The sequence below is a fragment of the Paraburkholderia caledonica NBRC 102488 genome, from assembly GCF_000685095.1.
In the GTDB taxonomy this organism is placed as follows: Bacteria; Pseudomonadota; Gammaproteobacteria; order Burkholderiales; family Burkholderiaceae; genus Paraburkholderia; species Paraburkholderia caledonica.
This window is the reverse complement of the sequence record NZ_BAYE01000048.1, coordinates 1-10,594: the sequence shown is the minus strand read 5'-3', so window position 1 is coordinate 10,594 and position 10,594 is coordinate 1. Positions and strand designations below refer to the sequence as shown.

General features: G+C 59.0%; 11 protein-coding genes. 9 read left to right on the top strand and 2 right to left on the bottom strand.

The window, feature by feature from the left end; genetic code table 11:
- Positions 1-423: IS110 family RNA-guided transposase (locus tag BCA01S_RS37795; protein WP_027780663.1), on the top strand; the 423-nt coding region annotated here is incomplete at its 5' end.
- A gap of 875 nt (positions 424-1,298) precedes the next feature.
- Here the strand turns inward: BCA01S_RS37795 and BCA01S_RS34020 are convergent.
- Positions 1,299-2,033, bottom strand: a complete 735-nt coding sequence (locus BCA01S_RS34020) for an alpha/beta hydrolase (protein ID WP_042320487.1) — start codon at positions 2,031-2,033, stop codon at positions 1,299-1,301.
- A gap of 284 nt (positions 2,034-2,317) precedes the next feature.
- On the opposite strand from BCA01S_RS34020, the gene BCA01S_RS34015 reads away from it, so the two are divergent.
- From BCA01S_RS34015 to BCA01S_RS34005, 3 genes are read left to right on the top strand one after another with little or no spacing between them, the layout of a single operon-like run.
- Positions 2,318-3,115 (top strand): DUF4118 domain-containing protein, encoded by a 798-nt coding sequence (locus tag BCA01S_RS34015; protein ID WP_027780661.1) that lies wholly within the window; start codon positions 2,318-2,320, stop codon positions 3,113-3,115.
- Positions 3,116-3,117: 2 nt separating this feature from the next.
- Positions 3,118-3,999 (top strand): alpha/beta hydrolase, encoded by an 882-nt coding sequence (locus BCA01S_RS34010; protein ID WP_027780660.1) that lies wholly within the window; start codon positions 3,118-3,120, stop codon positions 3,997-3,999.
- On the top strand, positions 3,996-4,787 hold the full coding sequence (locus BCA01S_RS34005) for a MipA/OmpV family protein (protein ID WP_027780659.1): 792 nt from the start codon (positions 3,996-3,998) through the stop codon (positions 4,785-4,787). Before BCA01S_RS34010 ends, BCA01S_RS34005 begins: the two co-directional genes overlap by 4 nt.
- A gap of 896 nt (positions 4,788-5,683) precedes the next feature.
- On the opposite strand, the gene BCA01S_RS33995 is transcribed toward BCA01S_RS34005, so the two are convergent.
- Complete coding sequence (locus tag BCA01S_RS33995) at positions 5,684-6,376, bottom strand: phosphatase PAP2 family protein (protein WP_027780657.1); 693 nt, start codon at positions 6,374-6,376, stop codon at positions 5,684-5,686.
- Positions 6,377-7,179: 803 nt separating this feature from the next.
- On the opposite strand from BCA01S_RS33995, the gene BCA01S_RS33990 reads away from it, so the two are divergent.
- The 5 genes from BCA01S_RS33990 to BCA01S_RS33975 form a co-directional block, all read left to right on the top strand.
- Positions 7,180-8,322, top strand: coding sequence for a YncE family protein (locus tag BCA01S_RS33990; protein ID WP_027780656.1), 1,143 nt, complete (start codon positions 7,180-7,182; stop codon positions 8,320-8,322).
- A gap of 230 nt (positions 8,323-8,552) precedes the next feature.
- Positions 8,553-8,756 carry a cold-shock protein gene (locus tag BCA01S_RS33985; RefSeq protein ID WP_025527573.1) on the top strand — a complete coding sequence of 68 codons (204 nt, stop codon included), beginning with the start codon at positions 8,553-8,555 and terminating at the stop codon, positions 8,754-8,756.
- Between the two features lie 193 nt (positions 8,757-8,949).
- Positions 8,950-9,180 (top strand): hypothetical protein, encoded by a 231-nt coding sequence (locus BCA01S_RS37780; protein WP_084167107.1) that lies wholly within the window; start codon positions 8,950-8,952, stop codon positions 9,178-9,180.
- A gap of 284 nt (positions 9,181-9,464) precedes the next feature.
- Positions 9,465-10,040, top strand: coding sequence for a hypothetical protein (locus tag BCA01S_RS33980; RefSeq protein WP_027780655.1), 576 nt, complete (start codon positions 9,465-9,467; stop codon positions 10,038-10,040).
- A 366-nt stretch (positions 10,041-10,406) separates the two neighbouring features.
- Positions 10,407-10,594: H-NS histone family protein (locus tag BCA01S_RS33975; RefSeq protein WP_027780654.1), on the top strand; the 188-nt coding region annotated here is incomplete at its 3' end.

Below are 10,594 nucleotides of genomic sequence, written 5' to 3'. Positions count from 1 at the left end.
CAGCTTGCTGATGACGACGCGGGGCAGAGACTGATGGGCATTCCGGGGATCGGACCAATCACTGCGAGTATGCTTGCCTCTGAGATCGGCGACGGCACACAGTTCAGATGCGGTCGAGACTTTGCAACTTCGCTTGGTCTTGTGCCCCGTCAGTACAGTACCGGCGGAAAATCCAACCTTCTCGGGATCAGTCGACGTGGCGATAGCCATATCCGAAGTCTTCTTGTGCAGTGCGCCCGGGCATACATGCGCTTTCTGGACAGGCGAACCGGGCCCCTCGCGGAATGGGCCCGCGTGCTGGCCAGCCGGCGTCATTCGAACGTCGTGGCGTGCGCGGTGGCCAACAAGCTGGCCCGAATCGCATGGGCGATAGTCGCCCGACACACGAGCTTTAACGCAGGACCTGTGGCCTTGCCGGCCTGAACCTTTCTAGGAGACCCATCAACACCTCGGCTTTTGCGACGCCTGACACTGATGACCGGAACGGCACACCGGCCTGCGGAAAAACCCGGGAAGTAATGAGGCTTAGAAAGCCGCGCGACTTTATGGGAGCTGCAGGCGCGAACTTCATCATGGCGCGGGGCTCAGCCCTAACCAACGACGCCGTATAGATTTGAGCAAGCCAACCTGACCTCAAGCTGGGAGTTGCAAATCTGGGGCGGACCATAGATTTACTTCGTTTTTGGTGATGAATTTACTTCGCTTTACGTCTCACGACGCGAAATCGTCCAGTACGTGCTGGAATTGAGCGGTGGTCTGACGGGCGCCATTTCGACAATCCTGAACGATGCAGCGGAGCTTGCTATCCGAAACGGCGACGAGTTTATCGGCATCTCAACAAACCCGCGTCATATCCTACACGGCAGGTCAGCCTTCACCTCAGGCAGGTCATACTAGCCTTTGCTAGCGCGTTCGACATGCCCTTTAATTCGGCTGGCACAGATGCAGAGGAGTGCATAGGAATATGCTAAGAAGCTGCAAAATATGCGCAATACCGGAGGTAAATTCTTTGATCCCCAGACGGTGCCCGTCTCGGTGCGCAGATAAAATACGCCTTGTAATATGGCACTATGGGTGTTGCGTGGGCGCCCTTCAACATTTCTTGTGGATGCCGGCAAGCGGAGTGTCACGCTGGGTCTAGTCAGTCGCTTCGGACGATGCGGTCGGGTTTCGATGGTAAAGCCGCGCTAGCCGAATTAATGGACAGCATTAGCGCTCGAATGGACAGCGCTAGCAGAATTAGCGAACTCCAACAGCGGAAGCCTCGCAAGGTACCGGCTTTCCGGCTGGGTTTCGCGTCATACGGCATTAAGCCATTGCAGAATGCGTCCCCAGTCCTGCGGCGTCATGACGCCGAACCAACCGTCGTGATCGGCGTTGGGCAACAGCATGAGCCGGGCGCGACCATGTTCGCTCGCGAAACGTCGTGCATGCGTGACTGGAATCAACTCGTCCCGCCGCGCGCCGACGATGACCAGCGGCCCGTCGTAACGCGATACGGCGGCGACTGAATCAAAGCTGTCATGCAGCAGCCACCGCACCGGGAAAATCGGATACTTCTCAGCGGCCACATCGGCAAGCGAGTCCCACGGCGTAATAAGCACGACGCCGGCGATCGCCGACTCGTTGCCTTTGACCACTTGCGATGCCATGCCCGCGCCAAGCGATTCGCCCACCAGATAGACCGGGCCGCGCCATTGCGAGAGCACGGCCGACAAGGCGTCACGCGATGCAACGGCCGCCGCCTTCATGGTGCGCTTGCCTCGTCGCTTGCCGTGCCCCGGATACTCGACAATGATGACGCGATATCCGGCGCGCACGAATACATGGGCGAGCGGCAACTTGGCCTCCGCCGACTCCTCGTTGCCGTGATAGACGATAAACGTGCCGCGGGGTTCGCGCTCCGTTGGTGTGACGACATAACCCGCGTACACGCTTTGCGCTTTCCACACGTCAATGTCGTTGCCCGGGTCCGTGACCGTGCGCAGATCGGCTGTGTCGGGCGTGGATGGAAGCAGTATGCGGTCCTGCATCAAATACAACGCCAGCGCCGCACTTAGGTAGGCGGCGAGAGCGAAGCATAAGGTGTAGTTAAGCAAGCGCACGCCGTGTCTCGCGCGGTGGACTTCATTAACTTCGGCGCCAGTATGAGGACAATCTGCCGGCTCGGTGCGCCAATCTCCATGCCGCGTTTGCTCACATTTCGCTTACGGAAGGTCCGTCCTGTCCAAACCTCGCCTGAATAGGGGGTACCGTCATTAAAGTGTCTGGCACAATCACCGTTTTAAGGTTGTATACACCTCGTCGTGTAAAACGAATGAAAGTCAAGAATTCTCGACGGTGGGCTACGCGCGGCCGCAAGCGGTGGATCATAGCGGCGGCAGCACTTTTTACCGCCGCCGCCATCCGATCGATACTTCACCCGCTGCTCGGCCCGATCATGCCGGGCACTGCCTTCCTTATCGCCGCCGTGCTCGTAGAGTATTACTGCGGCCTCGCACCCGCACTCGGCGTGATGCTGGCGGGACTGTGTCTCGCGGATTACCTGTTCGTCCCGCCCTACGGACGCATCGACATCATCGATGCGTCGGATATCCGACTGCTGCTCTCGTACACGATCATTACGATTGTTGTCATCACCCTGGTCGAGCGCTTGAGACGCGCGCAGTATCGCGCCGAACTGCTGGCATCGGTGGCGCACTCGCGATATGAAATGCTGCTGCGTGGCGATAACGAGCGCCTGCTCGCGCGTCGCGCTACGGATGAAATGCATCGCATGCTGCATCACATCGCGCAGCACAACCGATCGCTCATTCTCATCAAGGCGCTCGATCCGGCAACGAGCGCGCCGCCCGGAAGCTTCGTCGCGACGGCGGCGACCTCTTCGGCTGCGAGAGTCATCGACGACGAATCGTTTACTACGGGTATCGCTTACGGCGCCAGGCATTCGCAAGTGCATCAGGACGATCTCGCGCGTCTGAACAACCGCCTGGTGCCTGGTCACTACCGCATGCGTTTTCTATCGAGTGGGCACGGTTGGCGCTCAGTCGAATGTGTGTGCGAACGCTTCATTACCCCGTCTGGCGAATTTCTGATCCTTCGGGCGGAGGACTGACCATGAACACCTCTCAATTTCCGGCTGCTCCGGGCTGCGATCACGCGGTACTCATTTTGCACGGCCTTTCAAGTTCTCCGGCGGAATTGCGGTTCCTCTCGCGCGCGCTCGTCGAGGAAGGCTTCGTGACTCACACGCCAGAACTTCGTGGCTACAGCGCCGGCACCGGACACGTACCAATGGAGCAGTGGATCAGCGCAGCCGTCGCCGAATTTGATACGCTCGCAGCGCGACACCGGCATGTTTCGGTGTGTGGCCTGTCCATGGGCGCGACGCTGGCCGCCGCCGTCGCTCAACAGCGCCCGAGCGCGCGCGCGTTGGTGCTGTTGTCGATCACACTCAGCTATGACGGCTGGGCGATACCCTGTTATCGATTTCTGCTCAACTACGCCTATTACACACCATTGCGCTCGCGTTACCGTTATCGGGAGCACGAACCCTATGGCCTGCGCAACGAGGCGTTGCGCTCGAAGATTGCACGCGTGATGCAGAGGGACGGAATCAGTGAAGTCGGGCCCGCGTCCATTGCGATGCCAGCGCTTCACGAAGCGAGCCGGCTTGCAAATTCGGTACGCAGGAAGCTGAAGAGCATAAGCGCCGACTGCCTCATCATTCACGCGATTGACGATGAGACGTCCAGTCCGCATAACGCGCGCTACGTCGTAGCGAACGTCGGGGCGTCGTTTCTTCGCACTATCTGGCTCGACGACTCGTACCACATGATCACATCCGACAACGAACGCGAGGTCGTCGCGCGGGAATGCGCGCTTTTCCTGCGCGAAAGTGCTGCGGCGTCGGCGTCCTGCAACAATTCAACGCCAGTCATATCAAGGGCGCTCGCGCGGCGCCTGAGACAGTTGGCCGCCGTGGCGAGGAAAGCATGAGGCTCGACATCACCTCTTTTGGACGTCGGTGCCTGGCGCTCGCAGCGGCAAGCGCGTGTTGCACAATGGGCGTCGCATACGCCGATGAACCGCACGCCGACAGCGATTGGAAGATCTCGGTCGGGCCGGGCATGTATGTATTCCCCAAGTACCCTGGCTCCTCGCAGCTTCAGGTGCTTCCGTTCCCCGTTCAGGACATTTCATGGAAGGACCGTGTTTTCTCACAGGGTCCCGATGTGCTCGGCGTCAACGTGTTGCAGGGAGAGAACTATCACCTCGGTATGTCGGTCAGCTTCGACTTCCAGTCGCGATCGTCGTCGGATGATGCGCGGCTGAAGGGCTTGCCCGATGTGCACTATGGACCGAAGCTGCGGCTCTTCGGCGATTACACGGTGTGGGCGTTCACCGGAGCGGTGGCGGCCTATCAGGACATCGCGGGAACAGGACAAGGTCTGACGGCGACGGCCGATTTATTTGTATCGGCGCCGATCGGTAAGTGGCTCATTTCGGTGGGTCCGGGCCTCACTTGGGCCAACGCGACGTATACGCAGACCTTATTCGGCATTACGTCGCAGGAAAGCGCGGCATCAGGATTGCCGCGCTACGATACCGGTTCCGGCTTGCGCGATATTCACTTCAACGTGAACGCGAGTTACAAAATCAGTCCGCACTGGTCGGCCAGCATCGAGGCCGCTGTGGGACGCCTCGAGCGTTACGCCGCAGGCAGTCCAATTACCGAGCGCCGGTTCGACCTTAACGGCATGGCCTCCGTGCTTTACCGCTTCTAGCAATGAAAGTCGGTCGCGCGACCTTAGCGGCCGGAATAGCCCCAGCGCACATGCTCCAGTGTGGTCAGAGCGGCAACAGCGGACAAGTAGAAGAGCATCATCAGTGCAACGTCCGCTGTATCCTGCAGAACCGATCCCTGAACGTCCGACCGACGGCGCACGTGAAAGGCGGGATGTGGCCAAACCCGGAAGTTTGCCTGGCGCCCATGAGCTACTTGCCCGAACTCGACACGAACTTCCCTTGTCGACCCAACGTGGTCTCAACGGACATCCAGTCGCTGCGCTTTATTGCCTGCTCGCCAACCGCGTGTCGCGCCTGGCAGCGAGCGTCGGGCGGCGCGCCCGTGCACACCGAAAATAACTGCACATTGACAAAGCGGACGCATTTCATGCGTTGGAGATGTTGCTTGGTTCGCCAATGGGCCGTCTCACTATCCGGCGTTTGACCTCAGCGTTGGATTGGGATGGCTATCAGCCTGAAAGTCACTGATGGCATCACCTGATGTTCTTGCTGACATCCCCCATTCTGGTCGGTCCAGAGACGGAATTAGCCCGACACACTGAATCAGGCATGTCGTTATGCCGTAGGCGCTAGTTAAAGCACACCGGATCGTCAGATGCGGCGGAGAACAGGGTTCAAGCCTGTCTACTTTTTGCCCAGTTGTTCCACGCCATGCGCAGCAGCGTTGCATTGGCCGCCCGTCAGGGGATCAGTACGAGCCCTGAACGCGTGTAGAGGCCTAACATGGACATTCGCGCGACTGCTCGGCTTGCTGAGCGGCCGTTTCGATCACAACGCCGCGGGTCGCGTCGATGAACCTTGGCTTCAATAGAATCACTCGCCCGGGCGGCGGCGCCGCCGAACACGCTCCCAGCGCCGCACGGCAATGCGTGGTTCATAGATGTTTGAGCACAGCGCTCGCCAGCTTGCGCAGTTCGTCGAACTGCGTAACGAGTTCGAGGCACAGAATAAAGGCCAGCATCGCTGACGGCCCCGGGTAGCGTTCGATCCATCGCAGCGCCGGAGTTGCGTAGCGCACGCGGATCGCATCTCGCGTCATGACATAGACGATTCCGATTCCCAAGGCGGCGCCCACCAGCAAATCGGTTGGGTAGTGAAAGCCCAGGTAGGCGCGCGGAACGCAAATGAACAGCACGGTGTAGGTAATCGCCAGCACACCGATGCCCCGCCACACGAGGAGGATCCCGGTGGCGACCCCCATCCATAGCATCGCGTGATCGCTTGGGAAGGAACTCCAACTGGATAGGAGGGCGTCCTTGATAGCGCTACCTGCGAAGTGCAGATGCAGTTCAGCGCTATAGATAGGGCGCACTCTGAACGGCAACCAGTGAGTCAGCAGTCTTCCGACGAAGAGCGCCACGACGCCACTGAGAAGCGTCGCGAGAACCATTTCTCGGCGCCATTCGCGCCTCTCGTCCTGCTGAAACCACATCCACCACAGCACGGGAATGAGTACGAGGCCTTTGAAGGTGTAAAGGTCGGCGATGGATTCTATGGATTGGGTCGCGAAATGACCGAAGTGTACGTTGGAAAGATATGTTTCGATAGACGAATCGAAGTTATTCATTATTTTGTAAGAAATTTGGCTAGTCGCATGAAGAGATAACATAGCCCAATGCGTGCGCCGTATTTTTTCGTACTTACTTTCACATACGACTGTTACTACGCAGTTTCATCGCGAACTTTCACTGACGGCTTACTAGAGTTTCCTCGTCGGTCCGCGTATGCCGACGAACATCGCGCGGCCACGTCTATCGAAAAATTTTCGGGTAGCTATAGCGACATCTGGTTGATACTCGTCGATAGCGCAGCGGAGATGCCGGCCCACTGTGCTCGGGCGACCCAATCGAACTTCGGGCGGGAATTCGCCGACGATCTCATCTTGCGAATGTCCGCTGCATTCCGAGACGCGCCCCACAGTTCGCGGGATGATGACTGTCTGCACCGGGTCGGAAGTACGCGCTGACGACTGTCCGCCCCCTGGGCCGCGAGATTCCCTGGTCGCTTTCCGGCGATGACATTGAAGAGCGGGCTGACGGAGCCCCACCCTGTATAGACATTCGCCTTGCGACGCGCAGCCGTCGGCTTAGGCAGGCAGCGGACATGCCGGATTGCAAATAAAAAGTATCGTCTGAGCCTACTAATTCGAAGGTAATTGCATAACTGTTTGAATGGCAATGAAATAGTCCGCTTGGCACGTCAAACGGCACACTTTTTTCGCCGTAGCAAGATTACGTCTTCGACTTTACGCATTGCTCGTCTTATTGTGCTTGTGGAGGCCACGTCCATTCGTGGCGCGGTCTCGCAACCTTGCAACTAAAACTGGTCCACGTTCCTGGCCGAACATGCGGACCTATTCCGGAGACGACAATGAAAGGACAGCTTTGGTTCGCGTTAACGCTTGGCGCATCTGTTCTGCTCACCGCGTGCGGTGGAAGCTCGGACAACACCTCCACTTCGCCGACCATCAAGACTGCCATCGCGGTACCCAATTCGGCCAGCCCGCCGTTCAGTTTCGACATCAGCTACGCCGATAGCGGCAAGTACTACCTTGCTGACCGGAACAACGCGGCGGTCGACGTGGTCGACACGAAGAGCAACACGCTCATCGCGCAGATCAAGGGCAGTGGCCCCACCGCCTTCACCGGCTTTAATGCGAACACCGATGTTGCCGGCCCTGACGGACTCGTCGGCATCCCCGGCACGAACACCCTCTATGCCGGCGATGTCAACTCGATCAAGGTCATAGACGTCGCCCAGCAGAAAGTCGTCAGCACCATCGCAGTCCCGCCACTCAACACGGCCCCGCATCGCGTCGACGAAGGCTGCTACGACCCGGACGATAACCTGGTGATGTTTTCGAGTCCGGGGGAGACGCCTCCGATTGCGACTTTCATTTCGACGAAGACGAACTCGATCGTCGCGACGTATAGGTTCACTACGTCGTCCGGCCTCGAGGCCTGCGTGTACGACTCCAAGTCGAAGAGCTTCATCGTCAACAACGACGGCACGCCGACCAATCCGGCAGGTGAGGTGAACGTGATTGCCGCGAATACGGTGGTCGCAGGCGTACCGGCGGTGAGCAAAGTGTTCCCGCTTGGCGCATGCGGGCCAACGGGACTCGAACTCGGTCCGAACAACGACATGCTGGTGGGCTGCGATCCGGCCGCCGGCAAGCCGCTTATCACGTTGATCCTCGATCGGACGACGGGCGCCACGCTTGCGAACATTCCATTCGGCGGAGTCGATCAGGTCGCGTACGACGCGGTGTCGAACCGCTATTTTCTCCCGGCTCGTCATGAGACCGCGACCGGCATCGCGGCCGCCTCCGGCTTCACGCCGATACTCGGCACAGTCGACGCGTCGACGCGCACTATCATCGACAAGCTGGCGGTCGGCAACGGTGTACATTCGGTCGCGGTGGATGGCGCCTCGGGTCAGGTGTACGTGCCCTTCCAGCCAGGGGTCGCGGCTTTCCCGAATGGCGGGATTCATGTCATCACTACGCATTGAGGGCGTATGAACCGCTGCCGGCGTGGAGGTTGCTGCACGATCCCCGCCGGTAGCGTTCCTTGAAGCCTGGGGCTTCAAGGAGCGCGTTTCCGCTGCGCAAGAATGCATTAGGGTTGTCTGCTCCTCGCCGACTGGGAAGATCGAGACCGACCGCCGCACCATAAAGCGGCCCGTCTTGAAATTTTTGTCGCTCCGCACCGGATCTGTTATTTTTATTTCAGGGTATTCTCATGGATACCGGTACTGTCAAGTGGTTCAACGATAGCAAAGGCTTTGGCTTCATTACTCCGGACGCTGGCGGCGACGATCTGTTCGCTCACTTCTCGGAAGTTCGGGGCGATGGCTTCAAGACGCTCGCCGAAAACCAGAAGGTGAGCTACGAGACCAAGCGCGGGCCGAAGGGTATGCAGGCCGCGAATATCTCGCCGCAGTAACGTATTTCAGGGGCCGGCCTGCCGGCCCTTAGCTTTGTCAGCCTGACCAGCATCCTCGCGGAGCCCCTGCGCTCCCGATCTGATCGCCGCGTTTCAACGTGCGCGTCATTTTTCTTTCGACACGATCCGTCTCGCCCCGTTTTTCAATTTATACAGCCTGTACGATCTGATGTCGTGCGGTCGGTTATCGCTTATGCAAAAGAATAAACACATCCACCATTACAACGGTTATTCAGTCTCGCCGTCCGCTCACCGCTTACCTGACGGCTGGTTTGCTGCAAATCTGCTGCTCACCAAAGGTGACGCCCTCAGTGCTGAGCCGGTTTCTTACCAGTTTGATGCGCTCGACTATTTTGATAGCGAAATGCAGGCCTTGGGGCACGCTGCAGTATGGGCACGCGGCTGGGTCGATAGCCGCGGTTAAGCCGGCATGGCGTGCACCGCATGAGCGGCGCTGCCTGGCCTGGCGCTCGCCGGTCCGATCAGAATCTGGTCCCTGTCGTATGCGTGTCGCCGTATCGCCGGAGTTTCAGTGTCCGAATGACGAAGACCCGGTACCCACGTCAACTAGATTGTCGTGAAACGTCGTACTGAACAACGCGAGGATGTGAGGCTCACGCCTCATCTCCCTCGCATGCGCTCATATCGCCAGGTCGGATCGCCTGATCTGCGCAGCGGTATTCCCGTCATTCCCATCGAGGAGCAGAGATGGCTTTATTGGTCATGCAGGTCGCAGTGAGCGGAGAACTGGTGGAGGTGTTCGAGATGCCGGTTGATGACGTTGACGGACACCGGATGCTCGCCTGCGCAAACGAGGACGGGCGGGTGATTTATCGTGCCGGCCAGATCCCCGAAGACGGTGAGGTCTGGATCGATCTCATCGACCGGGACAGCGAGACGCTGCTTGATCAGGTGGCATGTTTTCATCGGGCGGACGCCGCCGACGCGCTGCAGCTTCATTTCGACATGAATGCCGGGGTGGTTAAAGACTGTCTTTCAAAGACAAATGTTGCCTCGCTGTATGCGAGGCATCGCATAGCTGCGCAGGCTTACTTCCGCAGGATCAATCGCCTCGTCGACTGCTCCGTGGTGAGCTCCAGACAAAGCAATCGCCGGCGGGTAGGTGACGCCAGTGTAATGGATCTCGTCATTGAGCTTTGCAGGCGGCTCGACGGTGCGGACACCCTGCTCGCGCTGAACGAGCTGCCGGTGCCCGTACAGGCCGCGGCCGGGCAACTGAAGGAAGCGGCGAAGTCCTACGCGGCGGCTGTGCAGCGTCTGTAAAGGGTTATCGAGCGCGCAGCCGCGGAGGCAAAGGAGAGTGCGTCATGCAGAGAACCGTGAGCTATCGCGGCCTCGAGATTTACATGGAGCTGCGGCCCACATCGAAAGACATGTTCGAGCCGTGGCTCCCGCAATGCGGGACAGCCGCGTTTGGCACACTGATCCAGGTTCGTGGACCCGTATTCACGTCGGTGGGCTTACCTTGTCGCGGATTGCGGGGCAGGCGTCAATCGACCTTATTCTCGGTCCGGAAGGCTAGCTCGACATGCAGTACATGCCCGCACACAGGCGCGGTTTCATACTGCACCTTGCCGCCTGTAAGTGCGGTGAGAGAAGCATCGGCAAAATACTTTACAGGAATGCCTGATGGACGAACGGAAACGGGACAGCATGATTGCGTATCTGCGCCACCGCATGGATGACTTCGGCATCAGCCCGGATGACCTTGTTTCTTTCCTGACGACCAGGCCTGCGGGACCGGATACGGGTCGCTACCGTAGCGCGGGTGGCGATACCTGGAGCGGGGAAGGTGAGACACCTCAATGGCTGAAACA